19 protein-coding genes are annotated in these 20,644 nt (G+C 61.9%); 8 read left to right on the top strand and 11 right to left on the bottom strand.

Translation table 11 applies throughout. The features are described from left to right. The first annotated feature begins 6 nt into the window (after nt 1-6). Nucleotides 7-432 (top strand): VOC family protein, encoded by a 426-nt coding sequence (locus tag AC1RO0_RS24130; protein WP_498595127.1) that lies wholly within the window; start codon nt 7-9, stop codon nt 430-432. On the opposite strand, the gene AC1RO0_RS24125 is transcribed toward AC1RO0_RS24130, so the two are convergent. The 7 genes from AC1RO0_RS24125 to AC1RO0_RS24095 form a co-directional block, all read right to left on the bottom strand. Next, the gene (locus AC1RO0_RS24125) at nt 401-1,078 is read right to left on the bottom strand and encodes a spermidine synthase (RefSeq protein ID WP_498595126.1); all 678 of its coding nucleotides are present in this window, start codon (nt 1,076-1,078) and stop codon (nt 401-403) included. The two genes, AC1RO0_RS24130 and AC1RO0_RS24125, sit on opposite strands and share 32 nt — an antisense overlap. A 70-nt stretch (nt 1,079-1,148) precedes the next feature. Continuing rightward, nucleotides 1,149-2,810 carry a thiourocanate hydratase gene (ertB, locus tag AC1RO0_RS24120; RefSeq protein WP_498595125.1) on the bottom strand — a complete coding sequence of 554 codons (1,662 nt, stop codon included), beginning with the start codon at nt 2,808-2,810 and terminating at the stop codon, nt 1,149-1,151. Between the two features lie 206 nt (nt 2,811-3,016). After that, nucleotides 3,017-3,346, bottom strand: a complete 330-nt coding sequence (locus tag AC1RO0_RS24115) for a TfoX/Sxy family protein (protein ID WP_498595124.1) — start codon at nt 3,344-3,346, stop codon at nt 3,017-3,019. 15 nt (nt 3,347-3,361) lie between these two features. Beyond that, on the bottom strand, nt 3,362-4,462 hold the full coding sequence (gene ertC, locus AC1RO0_RS24110) for a thiohydantoin desulfurase (protein ID WP_498595123.1): 1,101 nt from the start codon (nt 4,460-4,462) through the stop codon (nt 3,362-3,364). Between the two features lie 4 nt (nt 4,463-4,466). Beyond that, nucleotides 4,467-5,741: a Zn-dependent hydrolase gene (locus tag AC1RO0_RS24105; RefSeq protein ID WP_498595122.1), complete on the bottom strand. Its 1,275-nt coding sequence runs from the start codon at nt 5,739-5,741 to the stop codon at nt 4,467-4,469. Further along, nucleotides 5,741-7,138 (bottom strand): hydantoin-5-propionate amidohydrolase, encoded by a 1,398-nt coding sequence (ertD, locus tag AC1RO0_RS24100; RefSeq protein WP_498595121.1) that lies wholly within the window; start codon nt 7,136-7,138, stop codon nt 5,741-5,743. The genes AC1RO0_RS24105 and ertD overlap by 1 nt, the downstream gene beginning before the upstream one ends. Before the next feature lie 15 nt (nt 7,139-7,153). Beyond that, on the bottom strand, nt 7,154-8,737 hold the full coding sequence (locus tag AC1RO0_RS24095; protein ID WP_498595120.1) for an aromatic amino acid lyase: 1,584 nt from the start codon (nt 8,735-8,737) through the stop codon (nt 7,154-7,156). A 223-nt stretch (nt 8,738-8,960) separates the two neighbouring features. Between AC1RO0_RS24095 and AC1RO0_RS24090 the strand changes: the two genes are divergently transcribed. After that, the gene (locus AC1RO0_RS24090) at nt 8,961-9,293 is read left to right on the top strand and encodes a DHCW motif cupin fold protein (RefSeq protein WP_498595119.1); all 333 of its coding nucleotides are present in this window, start codon (nt 8,961-8,963) and stop codon (nt 9,291-9,293) included. Between the two features lie 22 nt (nt 9,294-9,315). Here AC1RO0_RS24090 and AC1RO0_RS24085 read toward each other — a convergent pair whose 3' ends face one another. The 3 genes from AC1RO0_RS24085 to ubiE all read right to left on the bottom strand — a co-directional run bounded on the left by AC1RO0_RS24085 (nt 9,316) and on the right by ubiE (nt 12,424). After that, a complete protein-coding gene (locus AC1RO0_RS24085) occupies nt 9,316-9,876 on the bottom strand; it encodes a sugar O-acetyltransferase (RefSeq protein WP_498595118.1) in 561 nt (186 codons plus the stop codon). Nucleotides 9,877-10,010: 134 nt separating this feature from the next. Beyond that, a complete protein-coding gene (gene ubiB, locus AC1RO0_RS24080; protein WP_498595117.1) occupies nt 10,011-11,585 on the bottom strand; it encodes a 2-polyprenylphenol 6-hydroxylase in 1,575 nt (524 codons plus the stop codon). A 62-nt stretch (nt 11,586-11,647) separates the two neighbouring features. Beyond that, complete coding sequence (ubiE, locus tag AC1RO0_RS24075; protein ID WP_498595116.1) at nt 11,648-12,424, bottom strand: bifunctional demethylmenaquinone methyltransferase/2-methoxy-6-polyprenyl-1,4-benzoquinol methylase UbiE; 777 nt, start codon at nt 12,422-12,424, stop codon at nt 11,648-11,650. A gap of 247 nt (nt 12,425-12,671) precedes the next feature. On the opposite strand from ubiE, the gene mutM reads away from it, so the two are divergent. From mutM to AC1RO0_RS24050, 5 genes are all read left to right on the top strand, one after another. Further along, nucleotides 12,672-13,562, top strand: a complete 891-nt coding sequence (gene mutM / locus AC1RO0_RS24070; protein ID WP_498595115.1) for a bifunctional DNA-formamidopyrimidine glycosylase/DNA-(apurinic or apyrimidinic site) lyase — start codon at nt 12,672-12,674, stop codon at nt 13,560-13,562. Nucleotides 13,563-13,595: 33 nt separating this feature from the next. Beyond that, nucleotides 13,596-14,369, top strand: coding sequence for an enoyl-CoA hydratase (locus tag AC1RO0_RS24065; protein ID WP_498595114.1), 774 nt, complete (start codon nt 13,596-13,598; stop codon nt 14,367-14,369). A gap of 192 nt (nt 14,370-14,561) precedes the next feature. Then, complete coding sequence (gene rpsT, locus AC1RO0_RS24060; RefSeq protein WP_007702696.1) at nt 14,562-14,837, top strand: 30S ribosomal protein S20; 276 nt, start codon at nt 14,562-14,564, stop codon at nt 14,835-14,837. A gap of 875 nt (nt 14,838-15,712) precedes the next feature. Beyond that, nucleotides 15,713-17,266, top strand: coding sequence for a chromosomal replication initiator protein DnaA (gene dnaA, locus AC1RO0_RS24055; protein ID WP_498595113.1), 1,554 nt, complete (start codon nt 15,713-15,715; stop codon nt 17,264-17,266). A 142-nt stretch (nt 17,267-17,408) separates the two neighbouring features. Next, nucleotides 17,409-18,491 (top strand): saccharopine dehydrogenase family protein, encoded by a 1,083-nt coding sequence (locus tag AC1RO0_RS24050; RefSeq protein ID WP_498595112.1) that lies wholly within the window; start codon nt 17,409-17,411, stop codon nt 18,489-18,491. 5 nt (nt 18,492-18,496) lie between these two features. Here AC1RO0_RS24050 and gcvA read toward each other — a convergent pair whose 3' ends face one another. Beyond that, nucleotides 18,497-19,396, bottom strand: coding sequence for a transcriptional regulator GcvA (gene gcvA, locus AC1RO0_RS24045; protein ID WP_498595365.1), 900 nt, complete (start codon nt 19,394-19,396; stop codon nt 18,497-18,499). Nucleotides 19,397-19,550: 154 nt separating this feature from the next. On the opposite strand from gcvA, the gene AC1RO0_RS24040 reads away from it, so the two are divergent. Continuing rightward, the gene (locus tag AC1RO0_RS24040) at nt 19,551-20,474 is read left to right on the top strand and encodes a DMT family transporter (protein WP_498595111.1); all 924 of its coding nucleotides are present in this window, start codon (nt 19,551-19,553) and stop codon (nt 20,472-20,474) included. Nucleotides 20,475-20,644: the final 170 nt, after the last annotated feature.

Genomic DNA, 20,644 nt, shown 5'->3' with positions numbered 1-20,644 from the left:
TTCGCAATGATCCGCATCGACCATCTCGATCATCTGGTACTGACGGTCGCCAGCATCGAGGAAAGCTGCGCCTTCTACGCTCGCATCCTCGGCATGGGCGTGGAAACCTTCGGCGACGGCCGCAAGGCACTGACCTTCGGCAACCAGAAGATCAACCTGCATCGGGCGGGGCACGAGATCGAGCCAAAGGCCAAGCGCCCGACACCGGGCTCTGCCGATCTCTGCTTTATTAGCGAGACGCCGCTGAGTGATGTCATCGCCCATCTGACAGCAGAGGGCGTCCGAATCGAAGAAGGCCCGGTCCGCCGCACTGGCGCAACCGGCCCGATCCTCTCGGTCTATTTCCGCGATCCGGATGATAATCTGATCGAGGTTTCCAATTATCTCGACGCGAGCGACTCTAACGCCCCGCCTTCACCGCCAGCCAGATGACATGCCGCGCGCCGCTCTTGCCGTTGGCGCGGGTGTTGATTTCTTCGGCGGTAAAGCCGGTGTCACGCAGCCGCCGGGTGAAATCCCTGTCGGGGCCGGATGACCAGACGGCGAGGATGCCGCCGGGGCGCAGCGCGTCGTGGGCGGCCCTCAGGCCCTTGAAGTCGTAGAGCCCGTCATTGGCCTCGTGGGTAATGCCATCGGGACCGTTGTCAACGTCGAGCAGGATGGCATCGTAGGCCGCCTTGCTGGCGCGGATCAGTGGACGGACATCGCCTTCATGGATGGCGACACGGGGATCGTCGAGACAATTATCGAAGACCGTGGCCATCGGCCCGCGCGCCCAGGCGACGACCGCTGGAACCAGCTCCGCAACGGTGACCTTGGCATCCCCGCCCAATTCACCAAGGGCGGCACGCAGGGTAAAGCCCATGCCAAGCCCGCCGATCAGAATATGCGGAGCGGCCCGGCCTTGGATTTTCTCGCAGGAAAGTGTGGCAAGCGCCCGCTCCGAACCGCTGAGGCGGCTGTTCATCAGCTCATTGGTGCCGAGCATGATGGAGAATTCCTGGCCGCGCTGCTTCAGGCGTAACTCACCGCCACCATTGGGGATTTTCGCGGTATCAAGCAGGGTCCAGGGGATCACGGGCAACTCTCATGGAGGGGAGGATTTGCCCGCGACCATAGACTGTCGATGCCAGGAAAAACAGTCGCCCTTATCCGAGACGGATATAGGGCACATCCTTTTTCGCCACTTCGTCCAGCGCCTCTTCATAGCCGGCATCGGCATAGCGCATGACGCCGAGCGCCGTGTCGTTGGTCAACGCATGGTCGAGCCGCTCGTCGGCCTCGGCTGTGCCGTCTGCAACGACGGTGACGCCGCAGCTCGTCATGTAACCGGCATAGCCGCCGCCGCCGGAGTGGACGACGACGAGGTCGGCCATGGAGGAGCAGAGCATCATCGCGTCGATCAGCGGCCAGTCGGCTATCGCGTCGGAGCCGTCCTTCATCCGCTCGGTCATGATGTTCGGATGCGCCATGGCGCCGGCGTCGAGATGGTCGCGCGAGAAGGCGACTGGGCCTTTGAGTTCGCCGCTCGCCACCAGCTCGTTGACCCGGCGCGCGAGATCCGTGCGTTCGCCGTGCCCGAGCCAGGCAATCCGCGCCGGCAGACCCTCGAAGGGCACATGCTCTCGGGCAAGCCTGATCCAGTTGGTGATGATCTTGTTGTCGGGGAACATTTCGAGCAGCAGATCGTCGATGCGGGCGATATCGCTTTCCTCGCCCGACAGCGCCATCCAGCGGAAGGGGCCGATGGCGCGGGCGAAGAGAGGCCTGAGATAGGCTTCCGTGAAGATCGGGATATCGAAGGCATTGGCGACGCCGCCTTCCTTCGCCTGGGTGCGGATCAGGTTGCCGTTGTCGAAGACCTCGGCGCCTTGTCTCTGGAAATCCAGCATGGCTTTGACATGCTCGACGATCGAGGCGCGGCTCGCGGCCATCAACTGCCCCTGGCCGTCATCGCGCAGATCCTTGACTTGGGTAAGGCTCATGCCCTTCGGCACGTAGCCGTAGACCAGATCATGCGCCGAGGTCTGGTCGGTGACGATATCGGGCACGATGCCGCGCCGGGCGATCTCGGGATAGACCTCCGCCGCATTGCCGACGAGGCCGACTGAAAGCGCGCGCTTCTCCTTCACTGCCGCGTCGATCATCGCCAGTGCGGAATCGAGGTCGGGCGCGATCTCCTGGAGATAACCGATCTCCTGCCGCTTCTTGGCACGCTCCGCATCGATATCGACACAGAGGATGGCGGCTCCCGCCATACGGCCGGCCAGCGGCTGCGCGCCGCCCATGCCGCCGAGCCCGGCGGTCAGCACGAAACGGCCGAGGAGGTCGCCGCCGAAGCGGCGTTCGGCGATCCGCATGAAGATCTCGTAGGTACCCTGGATGACGCCCTGGCTGCCGATATATTGCCAGGCGCCGGCCGTCAGCCCGCCCCAGCAGATCAGCCCCTTGCGCTGCAATTCGTAGAAGACTTCGGCCTTCGCCCATTGTCCGACGATGTTGCAGTTGGCCATGATCACCAGCGGCGCCTTCGCATGGGTGCGCACCAGGCCGATCGGCTTGCCGGATTGGATCAGCAGCGTCTGATCCTCCTCCATCTCGGTCAGCGCCTTGACGATGCCCTTGTGTGCCGCCCAGTTGCGCGCCGCCTTGCCGAGCGCGGCATAGACGATGAGATTGTCCGGGTCCTCGCCGACGGAGAGCACGTTTTCGAGTAGCCGCAGCAGCGCTTCTTGCCGCCAGCCCTTGGCGCGCAGCACCGGGCCGCTCGGAATGGGGAATTTCGGATGACGTGGATTGGCTTTCGGCATGGAATTCCCTTCCCTTTTGTTTGGTCGCGGTCTCCCTTCTCCCCTCGGGGAGAAGGTGGCCCATAGGGCCGGATGAGGGGGCGGCTCGGCATATGCCGTCTTCGCTTGCCGCTCAGACGTTCGCTCCTTCGCCGCTCACCCCTTCATCTGTCCTGACGGACATCTTCTCCCCGCCGGGGAGAAGAGGAGTGCTCTTTAATACTCGTTCATTTCGGCGGCAGGCCTTCAACGAAGTCCAGCGCGGCAAGTAGCAGCCGCTTGCGCAGCATGTCGTTGCCGTAGGCCTCCGGCCCAGCGCGCACCCAGCCCTGCATTTCGCGCGGGCCTAACAGCATGGGCTTGATATCAGACAGTTCCAGCGCCCAGCTGTCGTTGCCCTTGCCGAGGCGTATCAGCAGTCCATCTTCGCGCGCGCCGCAAAGCAGATGGCCATTCAGCAGAAAGGCCCAGCCGCCGAACATCGCTTTTTCGCTGAGCCCAGGCCTTTGCCCGAGATCCTCTCTCAGCAGTTCCTCAAGACCAGCGTCGCGGGCCATGTGCGCCTCCCGGTATCAGCCCTTCTTGCCGGCCAGCGCATATTTGGCGATCTCGATCCCCATGGCCTTTTCGACCGAGGGGTAGACCGTCGGATCGAGGACACTGGCCGAGAGCGGGATGATGTCCATCGGCACATGCAGGATGAAGACATGAATGCCCTCGTGCAGCTGGCCGACGCTCAAGGGTTCGCCCTCCGGCGACAGCGTGGTGATGACCGAGGGGAATGTCGCCAGGCGCTTACCATCGGTGTCTTCGACGGCCATGTATTCGTTCATCACATGCATGGTGACGGCTTTCTCGCCTGTGCCGACCGTGATGGTGCCGATATCGAAGGCTTCCTTGGTGTAGACGACATCCTTCTTGGCGATGATACCCTCGGCAAGGATATGCCCGCCGGTCGTCTTGCAGATGGCGTCGATGACGGCGCTGCCGCCCTTCTTTTCCGCCTCGATGATCGCTTCGCCGAGCGAGAGCGCCATGGAGATGCCGCCAAGCGCCGCATGTGTACGGACATAGGAGGCGCGCAGCGGATTGCGGCAGGAGGCGATGAAGCCGCCGGACTGATCGGAGGCGGCGCGCAGGATCGGCGAGATCTTTGCCGTCGCGCCCTTCACCACCAGCTCGATGTAACGGTTTTCGGCGCGGTTGCCGCCGACGGCGGTCTGGATCATCTGTTCGGGCGAGCCGGCCATGCCGATCGAGCCCATATCGCCGGTCGGATGCGCGCGGATATCGCCGACCGCGTCCACGACCTTGGTGCCGAGAATGGCGGAAGGCAGCCAGCCGTTCAGTGTCGAGGACTTCCCGTTCTGGCCGATGATCAGGCCGGAAAGCTTTTCGCCAAGCTCGTCCTGCAGCAGCTGCACGGCCTTCACATAGTCGATGCCCTGCATTTCCCAGGGCGTGGTGGAGGCCGGCGCACCGATGGCCGCTGCCGTCGCAATCCAGTCGGTATCATTGAGCTCGTCGATCGATACCAGCTCCGGCTTGCCGACATTGACGGCGGCATAGCCGAGCATGCGGCCATGATCGGCCCAGCCACCGCCACCGGCTGCATAAACCGAGCCGCCCTTGACGGCTGCTTCGACATCCTTGGCTACGAGTATGCGTCCCATCCGGCTACTCCTGGCTGGTTTTCTGTAAGCTCTTATCCATGTCGCGCACGGCTTCGAACAGCACGGCGGCACCCATGGCGATATCGTCATTTTCGGCCCATTCGTCGGCGCAATGGCTGCGGCCTTCCTTGCAGGGCACGAAGATCATCGCCGCCGGCGCCACCTTGGCGACCCAGGCCGTGTCGTGACCGGCGCCGGACGCCATGCGGCGATGCTTGGCTCCGACCGTCTCGCAGGCGCGCTCCAGCGTTTCGAGCAGGCCGGCATCACCTGGCGTCGGGAAATTGTCAGAGACGCGGACAGGCGGCTTGATCGTCACGCCGTAAGCGTCGGTTATCTTTTGTACGGCACCATCGATCCAGGCCAGAAACTGTTCCATGTCCCCACGGATTTCGGCGCGGCCGTCGATCAGCAGCACGACCTTGGAGGGAACGACATTGGCGGCGTTCGGCTCGATGCGGAACTCGCCGACCGTTGCGGCGAAATGACCCGGCGTCTTCGCCTGCTCTGTCGCTTGGCTCCGGATATCGAGCACCAGTTGTGAGGCTGCCACTAGCGCATCGGCGCGCCGGCCCATCGGCGTGGTGCCGGCATGGTCGGCACGGCCCTCGACGGTGATCTCGATGCGGGTGATGCCGGCAATGGCGGTCACGATGCCGATATCCTTGTTTTCGGCTTCGAGGATAGGTCCTTGCTCGATGTGCAGCTCGAGAAAGCCGGCAAGGTCAGGACGCTTCTGCGCGAGCAGCGTCGCGGGATCGCCACCGACCTCGGCAATGCCCTGCGCGAGATTGCGGTCGCCGCTCACACGCGTCAGCCATGCCTCCGGCAATTGCCCGGTCATCCCACGGCTGCCGATGCAGGAGACGCCGAAGATGCTGACCTCCTCGGCGAGGAAATCGACGATCTCCAGATCATGATCCAGCTGGATGTCCTGATCCTTCAGGGAGCGGGCAACTTCCAGCGCCGCGATCGTGCCGGCAATGCCGTCGAAGCGGCCGCCGTCAGGCACGGTGTCGGAGTGGGAGCCCACAAGGATCGTCCCGAGGCCGGGCTTTGCACCAGCGCGCCGGCCGATCAGATTGCCGGCGGCATCGATGCGGGTTTCCAGTCCCGCCGCCTTCATCCGTGCGTCAATGTAAGCGCGGCCTTCCAGAAACAGCGGCGAGAAAGCGCGGCGCGTCCAGGGGTGATCCGGTTCGGTGATCTTGGCCAGTGCGTCGATATCCTCGGCGATACGATCGGCGTTGACGGGCAGGTTGCGCTTCGGTTGGTTCATCAGGCAGTCTCTCCAGCGATATTCTGGCCGGCAATAATCTGACGGGGAAGCGGGCGAACGAATTTGCCGCTTCCCGGCTCGGCCAGTACTTTGTTTTGGTCCGTAATCTGCTTGCCCCTGAGATAGGTGGCGGAGACCGTCCACGGCAGACGGATGCCATTGTAAGGGCTCCAGCCGACGATGTTGTTGCCGCTCGAGGCGGCGTCATAGACGGTTTCGCGTGGTTCCAGCACGACGATATCGGCATCCTTGCCCGGCGTCAGCGCGCCCTTGATATGGTCGAGACGGAAATGCCTGGCGGGGTTCTCCGCCATCAGCTTCGCCGCCCACGTGAGGGATATGCCGCGTTCCAAAGCGCCCTTGACGAAGAGCGGCACCATGACCTCCAGCCCCGGCACGCCGGAGGCGTTGGCCAGCATATCCGGATTGGTCTTGCGGTTTTCCGACCAGCTGACATGGTCGGTCGAGACCAGCCAGACATTGCCTTCCACCACCTTGCGCCACAGCGTCTCGACTTCGGCGCGCGCGCGGATCGGCGGGTTGATCTTGGCCTTGCCGCCAAGGCGCTTCACGTCGTTTTCCTCGTCCAGCGTCAGGTAATGGATACAGCATTCCACCGTCGCCTCGAAGCCGTCGCGGCGATAGGCCCGCGCGATGTCGTAGCCACGGCCGAGCGAGCAATGTACGACATGTGCGGGGCAGCCGGTGTTGGCGCCGGTCTCGAAGATCGTGTGCATGGCGAGCAGCTCGGTGATCGGCGGCCGGGAGAGGCCGTGGGCGCGATAGTCGGTGACGCCGCTAGCCTTCACCTGCTCCATATAGGTCCGAACCGCCTCGTCGTCCTCATTATGGACGCCAGCCGTCAGTCCGGTCAGGGCAATGGCCGCGAAGCAGGCGTCGAGCAGGGCGGGCGGGATGCGGGGGAAACGCTTCGGGTCGGTGCCGAAGGTCGAGAATTTGAAGGCGGCAACGCCGGCATCGACCATCTCGCGAATACGCGCCGGGCCTTCTTCCGGGTCGACCGTGCCGTAAAGCGCGAAGTCGACACGCGCCTGCGGCGAGGCATGATCGACCTTCTTCTTCACTGCTTCCGCCGAGCAGACGAGATTGCCCTCGTCATAGGGCATGTCGACAATGGTGGTGACGCCGCCGGCCGCCGCCGAGCGTGTCGACCAGATAAAGTCTTCCTGGTCCTTCTGGGAGAGCGAATGCACCTGCGCGTCGATAGCGCCGGGCAGGATCAGCGCCTTGCCGAGCAGATGCCGCTCATGCGCCTGTGGCGGTATGCCAATGCCGATCTCCGCGATCTTGCCGTCGCGCACGGCGACATAGCCCTCTTCCACGATGCGGTCCGGCAGAACCACCGTGCCCTGCAGAACGAGATCGAAGTCAGCCATATCCATTCTCTCCGTTCAGATTGTCACTGTATCGCGATAAAGCCGTTCTTCGACCCGTTCCAACGAACCGAGGGCGAAGAAATCATCATAGGCGAGGATCGGCTGATGGGCGATCATCTCGGACACGAAGGCCTCGGAGGCCAGTTCCTCCTCGATGGCCTCGACCTCGGCCGAAAGCGGCCGGTCGACCTCGTAAAAGTCGGCATGTTTGCGCACGACGTCGTAGAGCATGCGGGCCACGCCTTCCGGCTTGTCGCCGAGAATGTCGATCGCCTGCGCCGAGAGCAGGGCTTCCAGCGCCGCCAGGCGTTTTAGCGCCCGCATCTGCCGGTCGAAGCGCTCGATCACCAATGGCAGGAAGGCGGCCTCGTCCTCCATGCCGGCGGCCACCACCAGCGACTGCGCCGAGACCGGGTTGGACATGGACAACACCCGCGAAAAGATCTCGCCGGCAAGCTTGATGATCGGGCCGAAACCGGTGGCGATCTTGCCCTCGGGCACCAGATTGACCGGCAGGCCGCGCCGCTGGCCGTTGCCGAGCAGGACGCAGTGGTTGAAGGCGTTGCGTGCCGCATGCGCCATGCAGATGACGGCGGCTTCGAGCAGGATGGTGACGTCGAGCGGCAGCGAGCCACCGGACGTCATCACGCGCCCGTCGACGATGACGGGATTGTCGTCGGAGCGGCCGGTCACTGCCAGGATCTTGTGGCCGGCGGTGAGCAGATTCTCGATCACCGCGCCGTAGACCTGGGCGATCATGCGCAGGCTCAGCGGGTCCTGCACATGCGTCGCGACCGGCCATGGCCATTCGTCCGAGGCGTTGCAAAGCCATGCGCCGATCAGGGCTTCCCGCGCGGTGCCGACATGGCGCACCGCATACCAGGGATCGCGCGAGGCGCCGAGTGCGCCTGCCGCCATCATGCTGGTTGCCAGCAGGACCCGGATCGAGGAGGCGGCATTGCGGGTGGTTTCGGCAGCGGCGGCGAAGCTGACGGCATTGACGCTGAGCGAGGCAAGGCTGTCGCGCGGCAGCATCTTGACCGGCTCAATGCCGGCAGCGGTAAAGGCATCGGCCGCTTGCATGCGCCGGCCGCGATAGACGGCCTCACCGACTCCGGTCAGCACCGCGCCGATCTGGCCCATCAGGCCGATATCGGCGCAGCCGATCGAGCCGGTGCGGCGAACGACGGGGATGACATCGGTATGGAGAAGCTGGAGATAGGCATCGATCAGCCCCGGCGAGCAGCCGACCTGGCCGGTCAGCGCCGTGTTGACGCGGATCGCCATGGCATTGCGTACGACGGACATGGAGAAGGGGGCGCCGGTGCCGAAATGATGGGCGCGCACCAGGCCGAGATTGAAGGCGTCGAGGTCTTCGGGCGACCACTCCACATCCTTCATCGCCCCGACGCCGGTGGTCGAGCCATAGACGGGCATGCCGGACTGGATCGTGCTTTCGAGAACCTCGCGTGCCGTCTGCACCCGCGCCATGCCGCTTTCCGATGCCGTGGGCATCGCGACGCCCGCGCCGATCCGCACCAGATCGCTGAACCCCAGGGGGTGCCCGGTGAGTTCGATGCCGGCCTTCTGACGCTCCATCTTCGCTGTTCTCCTTTTTTACAAGGCTATGCGAGCATCATCTCTAATGGGATATCCCAAATAGCGAACACCTGTCGCGCCGCGCATGAAAAAGCACACGCAAAACATGCTGCGGCACCGTCAAGGACCCATTATAGCTGAAAGCGGGCGTGCAGGATTGACCAATAGGTTGCGCGACCGTTTTCATACCGAAGCATCCGTCCAATCTCAGAAGATCATCAAGATGAAAATTCCGGAACTCGCTTTCACCACAACGAATTGGGATGAGGTTCCCGCTACCAGGCACGAGGGCGAGAGCGGCCATGCGCTCTGGCGAACATTGAATATCGGCGACATCCGCGTCCGGATTGTCGAATACACACCCGGCTATGTTGCTGACCACTGGTGCGATCGCGGCCATGTCATTTATGTGCTGGAAGGTGAGCTGATCTCCGAGCTGAAGGACGGGCGAGTCTCGGTCCTGACGAAGGGCATGGGCTATCAGGTGTCCGATTTCGGCGATGCCGCGCATCGTTCGTCGACAAAGACAGGCGCCAAGCTCTTCATCGTCGACTAGGACCTCCGCACAGAAGCCTCCTTCAGTCGTCGCCAATTGAACGAATGACCCGCGCCGGATTTCCTCCGACAAGAGTATTCGGGGGAACATCCTTGGTGACGACCGAGCCCGCCGCGACGACCGAGTTTTCGCCGACTGTTACGCCACCGATGATGATCGCGCCGGCTGCAACCCACACATTTTTCTTGATCACGATGGGTCTCCCGATCGTGACGGAGCGTCGCTGCGAAGGGTCGAGGGGATGGCCCGCCGTGATAATGCTCACGTTCGGCCCGATCATGACATCGTCCGCGATGTCGAGGCCGCCAAGGTCATAGAAAGTGCAGTTCTGATTTATGAAGACGTTATGCCCGACGCGAATTTCATTCCCGCCGGCGGTATAAAATGGCGGGATCAGCAAAAAGCTCTCGTCTACCTTTTTACCGATGAGTTCGCTGAACAAAGCCCGGATTTCGTCCGCATCGTCGAACGTCAGACGGTTAAGCTTGGCGGTGATTGCTATCGCTCGCTTGACGTTTGCCAGCATGGCCGCCGATTCCGGCGTTCTACCGTGAATTATCTTGGTGCGATCGTCATCAGCCATTGGCTGTTTTCCTCGGGCTATGGCTCAGCGCAGGAGGGCGGCGCTGAGATTCGCCGAGTGTAACCGCAAAGCGGAACGGCAGGAATCTACCCCTTGCGACCAGCAGCCCCCGAGTTCAGGGCTGCTGAAGCGTATCAGCTCAAATGCCAGGCCAGATAGAGCAGCGAAAGCGCGATGATCCAGAGCGCCAGGCGGCCGGACCGGCTGTGCTTGGCCTCCGCCTTGCCGATCGCCTCGGCCGTCTGCGGGTCGAAACGCAGGCCGTTCTCGCTCATATGCAGCAGTTCATGATGGAATTTCTCCGTCTTGGCGGCGATTTCGGGGATAGCCTCTGCGAGCTTCACGGCCGCTTTCAAGCCGTCCTTGAGGTCGGTTACGATGCGCTTGGGTCCGAGATTGTTGCGGATCCATTCACCCACGACCGGTTCCGACGCCTTCCACATGTTGAAGCGCGGGTTCAGCATGCGCGACACGCCCTCGACCACGACCATGGTCTTTTGCAGCATGACCAGCTCGGGTCGCGTCTCCATGTCGAAAAGTTGGGTCACCTCGAAAAGCAGTGTCAGGAGCTTGGCCATGGAGATCGTCTCGGCCGGCTGGCCGTGGATCGGCTCGCCGATGGCGCGAATCGCCTGCGCGAAACTCTCGGTATTGTGATGCGCCGGCACGTAGCCGGCCTCGAAATGCACTTCGGCGACGCGGATATAATCCCGGGTGATGAAACCGTAGAGGATTTCGGCGAGGAACCGGCGTTCCTTCTTCCCGAGCCGCCCGACGATGCCCATATCGACGGCGACGATCATACCGGTCGCGTCAACGAAGAGATTGCCGGGATGCATATCGGCATGGAAGAAGCCGTCGCGCAGCGTATGGCGCAAGAACGACTGGATCAGCGTGTCGGCAAGCGTATTGAGATCGTGGCCTGCGGCCTTCAGGCCTTCGACATCGGACATCTTGACGCCGTCGATCCACTCCATGGTGATGACGTCGCGGCCGGTGCGTTCCCAATCGACCTTGGGGACGCGGAAGCCCGGATCCTTCTCGGTGTTCTCGGCGATCTCGGAAAGGGCGGCCGCCTCCAACCGCAGATCCATCTCGACCTTCGTCGTCTGCTCCAGCGTCCGCGTCACCTCGACGGGCCTGAGCCGTCGGCTCGACGGCAAGAAACGCTCCTGCAGATGGGAAACGAGATACATCGCCTGGATATCGTTGACGAAGCGCTGGCGCACGCCGGGACGGATCACCTTGACGGCAACGCGCTTGCGGCCCTCCGGTGTTTCGATTTCGGCCGGATGCACCTGGGCGATGGAGGCAGCCGCAATTGGTTCGCCGAAACTGACATAAAGCTCATCGATCGTCCGGCCGAGAGAGCCCTCGATCGATGACTTTGCCGCCGCATGCGGAAAGAAGGCCATGCGATCCTGCAGCTGCGAAAGGTCGTTGGCCATGTCGACGCCGACGACGTCGGGTCGCGTGGCCAGGAACTGGCCGATCTTCACATAGGAAGGGCCGAGACGCTCGACGGCCTTGGCAAGCCGGTCGCTGCGCGCCTGGCTCTTGGCGCGCTTGCGGGCAAACATGCCGACGAAGGATTTGGCAAGGCTGACGGAGGGAGGCAGGCCCTCCGAGGGAAGCGAAATGACCACGCCTTCGCGCACCAGCACCCAGCCGACCCGCAGAAGGCTGAAATATGCGTTGAAACCACTCATCGTGTCTCAAGATCTCGCAGGATACCAACCGAAAACCGCTTCATATCTTTCGGTATCATGCCTCAGAGTTTCCAGCCGGAGTGCAGGGCGGCAATGCCGCCGGTATAATTGGTGAAGTTCACGCGCGAAAAACTGGCCTCGCGGATCATTGTCGCGAAATCCTGCTGGTTCGGGAACTTGCGGATCGATTCCACCAGATACTGATAGGGCTCCGCGTCGCCGGTGATCGCCTTGCCGAATTGCGGAATGGCATTGAAGGACCAGGCCTCGTAGACGCGGTCGAGCAGCGGCAGGTCGACCTCGGAAAATTCCAGCACCAGCAGCCGGCCGCCGCGCTTCAGCACGCGATAGGCTTCCTTCAGCGCCACGTCGATGCGCGGCACGTTGCGGATACCGAAGGCGATCGTATAGGCGTCGAAGGAGTTGGGCTCGAAGGGCAGCTCCTCGGCATTGGCCTCGACGAAGGTGAGGTTGTCGGTCAACTTCTTCTTCGCCGCGCGCTCGGCGCCGACGCCAAGCATCGAGCCGTTGATGTCGAGCACGGTCGCATGCGCCAGCCGGTTCGAGGCTTCGACGATGCGGAACGCGATGTCGCCCGTGCCGCCGGCGACATCGAGGACCTTGTAGCTCGGATCCTTGCGCGGATTGAGCGCCGAGATCATCGCGTCCTTCCAGGCCCGGTGCAGGCCCATGGACATGACGTCGTTCATGATGTCGTAGCGCTTGGCAACCTTGTGGAACACCTCGTTGACGAGGCCCTGCTTCTCGCCATCGGCCACCTCGCGGAAGCCATAGGATGTTTCCATGCCGCCATCGGCGGAGGTGCGGCTTTCTGCCATCAGCTCAACTCCGTTACACTACGGCGCCGCGCGTCACATGTGGCGCGCAAAGGTCGCTGTAGCACTTTAAATCTGCTGCATAATTTTGTCCTTAAATCGATCCCGATTTCAGGAATTATGCAGTATTCAGCGGCGGACCATAGCGAAATCGCGTTTGCCACGCTATCTCATCAGCCAGGTCACCGGCCGCAATGCCCTTGGGCTATAGCCCAGATCATAAGCGGTTGAAACATAAAGATGGATAGAGATGCCGGAATTACCAGAGGTCGAAACCGTCAGGCGCGGGCTTGCTCCTTCCATGGAAGGGGCGGTGCTCGCTGCGCTGGAACTGCGGCGCAACGACCTGCGCTTTCCCTTTCCGGCCGAGTTTTCACGCCTCGCCTCCGGCCGCGGCATCACGTCGCTGTCGCGCCGCGCGAAATATCTGCTGATCGATCTCGATGACGGCATGACGATCATCGCGCATCTCGGCATGTCCGGCTCCTTTCGCGTCGAAGCAGGCCTGGCGTCCGCGACGCCGGGCGAGTTCCACCATCCCCGCTCCAAGGACGAAAGGCACGATCATGTCATCTTCCATCTGACGGGCGCCAACGGACCCGCGCGCGTCATCTACAACGATCCCCGCCGCTTCGGCTTCATGGATATTGCCAGGCGCACCGATCTCGCCAGCCATCCATCTTTCCGCGATCTCGGCCCGGAGCCGACCGGCAATGCATTGAGCGCCGACTATCTGGCCGAGCGCTTCTCGGGTAAGGCGCAGCCGCTGAAGAGCGCACTGCTCGACCAGAAGAACATCGCCGGTCTCGGCAATATATATGTGTGCGAGGCGCTGTGGCGCTCGCATCTGTCGCCGGTGCGCGCCGCTGGCAGTTTGGTTACTCAGGCCGGTAAGCCGAGCGAAGAGTTGCTTCGGTTGGTCGAGGCGATCCGCGAGGTCATCGCCGATGCGATCGCGGCCGGCGGCTCATCCTTGCGCGACCACATCCAGACGGATGGCTCGCTTGGGTATTTCCAGCATTCCTTTTCCGTCTACGACCGCGAAGCCAAGCCTTGCGGCACGCCCGGCTGCGGCGGTACGGTCGTCCGCATCGTCCAGGCAGGGCGCTCTTCTTTCTATTGCGCCTCTTGCCAGACCTGATTGACCGGACCTGATTGAACGGAGGAGAGACACATGGCCTACGAAACCCTGATCGTCGAAACGCATGGAGCGGTCGGTCTCATCCGGCTGAACCGGCCGCAGGCGCTGAATGCGCTGAATTCGACCGTATTGGCCGAGTTGAAAGAGGCTTACGCCGCCTTTCACGCCGATGATGCCATTGGCGCGATCGTGCTCACCGGCTCGGAAAAGGCCTTTGCCGCCGGCGCCGATATCAAGGAGATGCAGCCGCTCGACTTCGCCGAGGTCTACAAGGACGATTTGATGAGCGGCTGGGACGAGATCGCCGGCGCGCGCAAGCCCGTTATCGCCGCCGTCAGCGGCTTTGCGCTGGGTGGTGGCTGCGAACTTGCCATGATGTGCGACTTCATCATTGCCGCCGATACGGCGAAGTTTGGGCAGCCGGAGATCACGCTCGGCATCATCCCCGGTATGGGTGGCTCGCAGCGCCTCACACGCGCCGTCGGCAAGGCCAAGGCGATGGACCTGGTTCTGACCGGGCGGATGATGGATGCGGCCGAGGCGGAGCGCTCCGGCCTGGTGTCCCGTATCGTGCCGGCCGACAAGCTGGTCGACGAGGCGCTGGCCGCTGCTGCCAAGATCGCTTCGCTGTCGCGCCCCTCGGTGCTGATGGCCAAGGAGGCCGTCAACCGGGCACTGGAGACGACACTCGAAGAGGGACTGCGCTTCGAGCGCCGGCTGTTCCACAGCCTGTTTGCCACCGAGGATCAGAAGGAAGGCATGGCGGCTTTCATCGAGAAGCGCAAACCCGTCTTCAAGAACAGGTGAAGGCGAGATTCCGGAATTGCACGGGTTCCGCAAGAATCCGCGTTGACGTCGTCGCTCATTCCAGCTATATGCCCGCCACAGTTTGGAAAGCCGATCTGGTTTTCCGCAATTGCTCCCGCATTGCTGGATGAAGTGGCCGCAAGGCCCGCGCTGCACTGACGGAGTTATGTTCGAATTCTAAGAGAGGCATACATGGCCAATACCAGCTCGGCGAAAAAAGCGACCCGCAAGATCGCCCGCCGCACCGAAGTCAACAAGGCTCGTCGCTCGCGCGTTCGCACTTTCGTCCGCCAGGTCGAAGAAGCCATCGCATCGGGTGACGCTACCCTCGCGAAGGAAGCCTTCCTCGCAGCGCAGCCGGAACTGGCTCGCGCCGCTACCAAGGGCGTCCTGCATGCCAACACCGCTTCCCGCAAGGTTTCGCGTCTTGCCAAGCGTGTGAAGGCGCTTTCGGCTCCGACCGCGTAATATTTCGTTAAAGATTCAGTCGTTAGACTTAAGCCCGGCCTCTGTGCCGGGCTTTTTGGATTCTGCCAAATTGCTTCATTTCGCTAAAATGTAGCCGGCTGACCATGTCAATGACATGACAGAAATATACATTTTAAAACAGTGAGTTACAGCAGGTTATCCCGATGCCGGGTGATCTGTGTGATACGTTGCCGGCTCATGAGTGAGTCAAGGGATTTTTTATTTTTTTTGTTTTTAAACCCCAGGGAATCGCGCTGAACGGGAATCTCCTTGATTCAAAAGCGATTCTTTTTTGACGGGCTTGTGACAGTCAAAAACGGCCTCCTGAGTCAATGGCCGCCTCTTAATTTTGTGTAAAATTCATCGTTGATATCCGCCTTCGATCCTGCCTAAATGGCTTTCAACAAGGGGCGCGGACATCACCTTCAACGGCTTCGGCGAACACTGCCACTAAAGGCGGCGTGGGTGGTTTTTGTCTCTTGTGACGGAGCAGTTCAGTTCCGTTTTTTCAAACAGTTGATGAGTTGAGACCGCAAGCGGTAACGCCGGCGGAACGAGGAAACTTGTCTGTCCTTTGCAGTCTAAGTCCCAAGCGTGACTGTAGGGGAGGGGAGAAAAATTGACAGCCGTTTTGGCGCAGCCGGTCGGAATACGAGGACCGCACGACTGCTCCAGATAAAGATGCCAGGGTGAAAGCTGCTCAAGCAGTCGTTTTCGCCAAAGCATTTGCGTCAGGTCCGTTTGGCTGGACCCGGCTGATGAACCGGTATGCGGCGAAGCTCACAACAACGAGCGCGACCGTCATACCATGGCATAGACCCAAGGGCGGCGGCGGAATTTCCGCCCTATAAAAAGAAACTGTGGAAGGCGGCATCATGCAGATAAATACGAGGACGACGGGTGCGTTGGAGAATAGGGACAATGCACCGCAGGCGTTCAGTGCGGTTTGCCTTGAAGCGGCGGGGGAAAAAGGGGAGATGCAGCATAACGTATTGTTCGAGCGTGTCAGTGCGCGCTTGAAGGCTCAGGTCGGTCCGGACGTTTACGCCAGTTGGTTTGCAAGGCTTAAGCTTCATTCGGTATCGAAGAGCGTCGTTAGGCTGACCGTTCCGACAACATTTCTGAAGTCCTGGATCAACAATCGTTATCTTGATCTCATCACCAGCCTGTTCCAGGCCGAAGACGCGGAAGTCCTGAAGGTTGAAATTCTGGTTCGCACCGCGACCCGTCACGCTGCAAAGCCTTGCGCGGATGAACAGGTCGTCGTTCCCGACTCGACCGCGGTGGCGCCAATCCGTCGCACGACGGCCCAGCCTGCCGGTCAGATCGTGGCGCATGCCGTGAGCGCGGCTGCCGCTGCCCGGCCGGCGACGATGGGTTCGCCGCTGTTCGGCTCGCCGCTCGATTCCCGCTTTACCTTCGACACCTATGTCGAAGGCAGCTCGAACCGGGTGAGCCTTGCCGCCGCCAAGACCATCGCGGAAGCCGGTTCCGGCGCGGTGCGGTTCAATCCGCTCTTCGTTCACTCGACGGTCGGTCTCGGCAAGACGCATCTGTTGCAGGCAATTGCCAATGCGGCCGTACAGAACCCGCGCAACCTGCGTGTTGTCTATCTGACCGCGGAATATTTCATGTGGCGCTTTGCCACCGCCATTCGCGACAACGACGCGTTGACGCTGAAGGACTCGCTGCGCAATATCGATCTTCTGATCATCGACGACATGCAGTTCCTGCAGGGCAAGATGATCCAGCACGAGTTCTGCCATCTGCTGAACATGCTGCTCGACAGCGCCAAGCAGGTCGTCGTTGCCGCCGACCGTGCACCCTGGGAGCTGGAATCGCTCGATCCGCGCGTTCGCTCGCGCCTTCAGGGCGGTGTCGCCATCGAAGTCGAGGCGCCGGACTACGAGATGCGTCTTGAAATCCTCAAGCGCCGTCTGGAGGCTGCCCGTCTGGAGGATCCGTCGCTGGAAATCCCGGCCGAACTCCTCTCGCATGTCGCCCGCAACGTGACGGCAAGCGGCCGCGAGCTGGAAGGCGCTTTCAACCAGCTGATCTTCCGCCGCTCTTTCGAGCCGAACCTGACGGTCGAGCGCGTCGACGAGTTGCTGGCCCATCTGGTCGGCTCCGGCGAACCGCGTCGCGTCCGCATCGAGGACATCCAGCGCATCGTGGCGCGTCACTACAATGTCTCGCGTCAGGAGCTGGTCTCCAACCGCCGTACCCGCGTCATCGTCAAGCCGCGCCAGATCGCCATGTATCTGTCGAAGACGCTGACGCCGCGCTCCTTCCCGGAGATCGGCCGTCGCTTCGGTGGTCGCGACCACACGACGGTTCTGCATGCGGTGCGCAAGATCGAGGAGCTGATTTCGGGTGACAGCAAGCTGTCGCATGAGATCGAGCTGCTGAAGCGCCTGATCAACGAATAGGTCGCGATATCTAGCGATCGATAGACGGCCGGCCTCATCGCCGGCCGTTTTCATTTATACGGCCTTTATTCTATAAATATCTGAAATGCTGAGTCGGATGCCCGGCTTGCGGCGGTCGGCGGCGCCAACTGGGAGGCTATCGATGGGCTTTGACAGAATTGCCGTTCTCGGTCTCGGTAAGGTCGGCTGGCTTGCCGCTACATTGCTGCATGAAAGTGGCTTCGCCGTAATCGGCGTCGATGCGCGTCTGCCTGCGGAAACTCTGCCCTTTGCGTGCGAAACGGGCGATGTGTCCGATCCGGCACTGATCGGCAATCTCTTTTCCCGCGTCGATGCCGTGCTCTCCTGCCTGCCCTTTCACCTGAATGCCGCGCTGGCGCAGCTGGCCCATGACGCCGGCATCCATTATTTCGACCTGACAGAGGACGTGCCGACCACAAATGGCATCATCGCGCTTTCAAAGAGCGCTCGCGGCCTGATGGCGCCGCAATGTGGCCTGGCGCCCGGTTTCGTCGGCATTGTCGGCGCCAGCCTCGCCGATGGCTTCGATCGCTGCCGCTCGATCCGGATGCGCGTCGGCGCGCTTCCGCAGAATCCGACGGGATTGTTGGGCTATGCCTTCAACTGGTCGCCAGAGGGCGTGGTCAACGAATATCTGAACGATTGCGAAGTGATCGAAGGCGGGGTGCGCAAGCTGGTTTCGCCGATGGAATGGCATGAAACGCTCTACGTCAACGGCGCCAAGCTCGAAGCCTTCACCACCTCGGGGGGCCTTGGAACCATGTGCGCCACCATGCTCGGCCGCGTGGAAAACCTCGACTATAAGACCATGCGTTACCCCGGCCATATGGAGCTGATGAATTTCTTCTTCCATGAATTGCTGATGCGCGACCGCCGCAAGCTTGCCGGCGAGATCCTGACGGAGGCGAAGCCGCCGGTCGAGGACGATGTCGTCTATGTCCATGTCTCGGCGGAAGGCACGATCAATGGCAATCTGCGCCGCAAGGAGTTCGTGCGCGCCTATTATCCGATCGAGATTGCCGGCGAGAGCCGCACCGCCATTTCCTGGACCACCTCGGCCTCCGTCGTCGCCGTTATCGAACTGGTGCGCGCTGGCAGATTGCCCGCGACCGGCTTCCTGCATCAGGAGCATATTCCGCTCGACACTTTCCTGGGGACCCGCACCGGCAGCCTGTTCAAGGGCGGTACCACCCATCACGGATGAGGCGCCTATACCGGCGGCGTTGTGCGCGAAACCTCGGAAAACAGCCAGAGGCGGAACGCGGCGATGGCCGGCCGCTCCAATGCCGCCGGCGGATAGACCAGATGGTAGGCCAGCGTGCTTGCGAGCCCAATGGGGAAGGGCGCGACAAGCGTGCCGTCAACCAGCTCCTGTTCAATGAAGGAACGGCGCATCAGCGCGATGCCAAGCCCGGCCTTCATGGCGTGATAGGCGCCCATACCGTCGGTGAAGATCGGACCGCGTGTGGCATCGACTTTCGTCGCACCCGCCGCCTCCAGCCAGAGCTGCCAGTCGCGCCGATAGACGTCGTGGATCAAGGTCAGGCCAGCCAAGGCGTCGGCCGCAGGTGATGGGCCAAGGGCGGATGCGATCTCGGGGGTGCACACAGGCACATATTGGTCGTCGAGCAGCCGTTCGCTCGCCAATCCCTCATAGCCGCCGGGGCCGTGGCGAATGGCGATGTCTATACCGTCGCGCTGGAAATCCATCATCCGATACGAGGCGCTGATACGTAGATCGATGTCGGGATGGGCCTGCTCGAACCGCAGGAGCCGTGGCACCAGCCAATGGGTGGCGAAGCCAGCGGTACAGGTGACGGTCAGCACCGTATCGCGCGCCCGCATGGTCAGTGCCGTCGTTGCTTCACGTATCAGGCGGAAAGCGGTGCGCAGCGTTGCAAAATAATCCGCGCCCTCGGCCGTCAATGCCAAGCTGCGCGCGCGGCGTTCGAAAAGCTTGACCCCGAGCGCGATTTCCAGATCGCGCACCTGCAGGCTGACGGCGCCGGGCGTGACATGCAGCTCCTTGGCGGCGAGCGTCATACTCAGATGCCGGGCCGAAGCTTCGAAGGCGCGCAACGCCGAAAGGGAGGGCAGTTGATCCATGATGATTGAGTTTAGCTAAATTATAGAGTGAGAAAGACTCGCTTGCCAGAGCGTCATAATCGCGAGATTATTCCATCAATATCGTTGGTTGGCAAGAAATCGTATTTCGATTACCATTGAGAATAACTCGATAATAAAAAACTTGGAGGATATCGCCATGGCGCAGAAATCGATGGGCGCGGCGGAGTGGGGCATGCTGCTGGGATTGTCGGTTCTTTGGGGCGGCTCGTTTCTGTTCAACGGTATCTTGGTGCATGAGTTGCCACCCTTTACCATCGTCACTGCGCGCGTCGCATTGGCGGCGGTCGCCCTGCATGTCATCGTTCGGATGACCGGGCAGGCCATGCCGCGCGACCGTCAGGCCTGGGCCGCCTTTTTCGGCATGGGGTTCCTCAACAATGTCATTCCCTTCCTGCTGATCGTCTGGGGTCAGACGCATATCGCCAGCGGTCTCGCCTCGATCCTCAACGCCACGACACCCCTCTTTGGGGTCGTGGTGGCACATTTCCTGACGGCGGATGAGAAAATGACCGGCAATCGTCTGATCGGCGTTCTCGTCGGTTTTGCCGGCGTGGCGCTGATGATCGGCCCATCGGTGCTGAGCAGTCTTGGCTCGAACGTGCTGGCGCAGCTTGCGGTGCTGGGCGCCGCCTTCACCTATTCGCTCGCCGGCATTTTCGGCCGCCGCTTCCGCCGCATGGGTCTCGCCCCGATTATCCCCGCGGCCGGGCAGGTGACGGCCTCGACCATCCTGCTGCTGCCGGTCGCCCTCTTCGTCGATCATCCGTGGACGCTGGCGATACCCTCGGCCGAAACTTGGGCAGCGCTGGCCGGCCTGGCGATCTTCTCGACCGCCATCGCCTATGTCCTATTCTTTCGCATCCTGGCAACGGCGGGCGCCACCAACCTGATGCTGGTCACCTTCCTCATCCCCGTCAGCGCCATCCTGCTCGGCGCGCTATTTCTCGGCGAGCAATTGCAGCTGAAGCACTTCATCGGCATGGCGATGATCGCCGTCGGCCTTGCGGCGATCGACGGGCGGTTACTTACCCTCGCCTTGAGGGGGAGGGTCGGCACTTAGTGCCGGGGTGGGGTGAATGCGGCAAGCACTGAGGCATCAATTTTGTCCCCAGGGATCACCCCCACCCGCCGCTTTGCGGCGACCTCCCCCCTCAAGGGGCAGGGCTATCGCATATGAGCGAGGAGTTCGGTTAGGAATTGGTCATCCCATCCGGCCTTTTTGATTTTGCG

The organism is Rhizobium sp. GW821-FHT14E12 (assembly GCF_058803745.1).
This window is presented reverse-complemented; position numbering and strand designations above follow the sequence as displayed.

Excerpts from the sequence above, each read along its gene's own strand:
- AC1RO0_RS24040 (WP_498595111.1), top strand. The coding sequence starts at position 19,551 with ATGGCGCAGAAATCGATGGGCGCGGCGGAGTGGGGCATGCTGCTGGGA.
- ertB (WP_498595125.1), bottom strand. The coding sequence starts at position 2,810 with ATGCCGAAAGCCAATCCACGTCATCCGAAATTCCCCATTCCGAGCGGC.
- ertC (WP_498595123.1), bottom strand. The coding sequence starts at position 4,462 with ATGGGACGCATACTCGTAGCCAAGGATGTCGAAGCAGCCGTCAAGGGC.
- ertD (WP_498595121.1), bottom strand. The coding sequence starts at position 7,138 with ATGGCTGACTTCGATCTCGTTCTGCAGGGCACGGTGGTTCTGCCGGAC.
- rpsT (WP_007702696.1), top strand. The coding sequence starts at position 14,562 with ATGGCCAATACCAGCTCGGCGAAAAAAGCGACCCGCAAGATCGCCCGC.
- dnaA (WP_498595113.1), top strand. The coding sequence starts at position 15,713 with ATGCAGATAAATACGAGGACGACGGGTGCGTTGGAGAATAGGGACAAT.
- AC1RO0_RS24105 (WP_498595122.1), bottom strand. The coding sequence starts at position 5,741 with ATGAACCAACCGAAGCGCAACCTGCCCGTCAACGCCGATCGTATCGCC.
- AC1RO0_RS24090 (WP_498595119.1), top strand. The coding sequence starts at position 8,961 with ATGAAAATTCCGGAACTCGCTTTCACCACAACGAATTGGGATGAGGTT.
- AC1RO0_RS24065 (WP_498595114.1), top strand. The coding sequence starts at position 13,596 with ATGGCCTACGAAACCCTGATCGTCGAAACGCATGGAGCGGTCGGTCTC.
- AC1RO0_RS24050 (WP_498595112.1), top strand. The coding sequence starts at position 17,409 with ATGGGCTTTGACAGAATTGCCGTTCTCGGTCTCGGTAAGGTCGGCTGG.
- AC1RO0_RS24095 (WP_498595120.1), bottom strand. The coding sequence starts at position 8,737 with ATGGAGCGTCAGAAGGCCGGCATCGAACTCACCGGGCACCCCCTGGGG.
- ubiE (WP_498595116.1), bottom strand. The coding sequence starts at position 12,424 with ATGGCAGAAAGCCGCACCTCCGCCGATGGCGGCATGGAAACATCCTAT.
- mutM (WP_498595115.1), top strand. The coding sequence starts at position 12,672 with ATGCCGGAATTACCAGAGGTCGAAACCGTCAGGCGCGGGCTTGCTCCT.
- ubiB (WP_498595117.1), bottom strand. The coding sequence starts at position 11,585 with ATGAGTGGTTTCAACGCATATTTCAGCCTTCTGCGGGTCGGCTGGGTG.
- AC1RO0_RS24115 (WP_498595124.1), bottom strand. The coding sequence starts at position 3,346 with ATGGCCCGCGACGCTGGTCTTGAGGAACTGCTGAGAGAGGATCTCGGG.
- AC1RO0_RS24085 (WP_498595118.1), bottom strand. The coding sequence starts at position 9,876 with ATGGCTGATGACGATCGCACCAAGATAATTCACGGTAGAACGCCGGAA.
- AC1RO0_RS24130 (WP_498595127.1), top strand. The coding sequence starts at position 7 with ATGATCCGCATCGACCATCTCGATCATCTGGTACTGACGGTCGCCAGC.